Raw genomic sequence first — 905 nt, 5'->3', positions numbered from 1 at the left:
AATGATATCTTCCCTACTGCCCTTACGGTCTATTAGATGTGTTAATTCAAAGGGGAAGTTATCTTAACTACCCCTTTTTGAGGCAAGTCCATGCTACTACTTATATTTTTAAACTCTGGTTGATCAGCCGCCATAGCCTTTTCCTTCACTCTCATCAGCGTTCGATGTAGCAGAATCTTCTTGTCCTGAAGGTCCAGAACCAATAGTAGTGCTGGAAGAATGATTGCCGGTGGGTAGTTGATTTTCCTCCCAATACTTGGGAAGTTGATAGGTATCAAAGATCCGGTCAAGAAACTCTTTATCCAGCACGATTTCACTTAATGAATTGTGGTCAATTTGTAGGTTGTGCTCTTTGACTTTGTCCTGGTCTACAAGATAACCTCCTGCCTCTAGGTCAGCTTTCATCAAAGCCCAGGGTATAGCAAAATAGGCATTGGCTTCGTTGAACTTGGCAACTACGTAAACTACCCTTCCTTCTTGCACATCCATGAGCCATTCAATTACTTTCCCAACTTCTTCTCCTGCTTGATTTTTTAAGGTAACAGCGGTTAATCTTGCACCTTGGGCTAATATGGGAGTATTCATATATAGTTAATTTTTTAATGAATAATATGAAAATATTGTCTTGTCAGTTGATAAGTTCTCCTGACTTCATGCTGTTAAACTCTCCTGCTATCACTATTGTTATTAAAAAATTAGATTGAGATGTGTATGTAGTCAAATGAAAGTGGGCCGACAACTAAGAGAAAGATAGTAATAAATTATGCCCCTTATTTATTCCCATCATAAGTAAAATTGGGCAAGAGGGGAAGATAATAGTTTCCAGTACTTTCCCTTCTTACCCATATATACAGTTTCAGGAAAGGGAGACAATATAGAACAGAGAGAACGATGAGAATGAAAAG

General features: G+C 38.5%; 1 protein-coding gene. It reads right to left on the bottom strand.

Going from position 1 to position 905, the window contains the following annotated elements; all coding sequences use genetic code 11:
* Positions 1 to 123 precede the first annotated feature (123 nt).
* The gene (locus tag Q0590_RS37400) at positions 124 to 585 is read right to left on the bottom strand and encodes a PRC-barrel domain-containing protein (RefSeq protein WP_302042797.1); all 462 of its coding nucleotides are present in this window, start codon (positions 583 to 585) and stop codon (positions 124 to 126) included.
* Positions 586 to 905 lie beyond the last annotated feature (320 nt).

Source organism: Rhodocytophaga aerolata (genome assembly GCF_030503435.1).
GTDB classification, from domain to species: Bacteria; Bacteroidota; Bacteroidia; order Cytophagales; family 172606-1; genus Rhodocytophaga; species Rhodocytophaga aerolata.
Note: the sequence above shows the minus strand (reverse complement) of the source record. Positions and strands in the feature narration are given on the sequence as shown.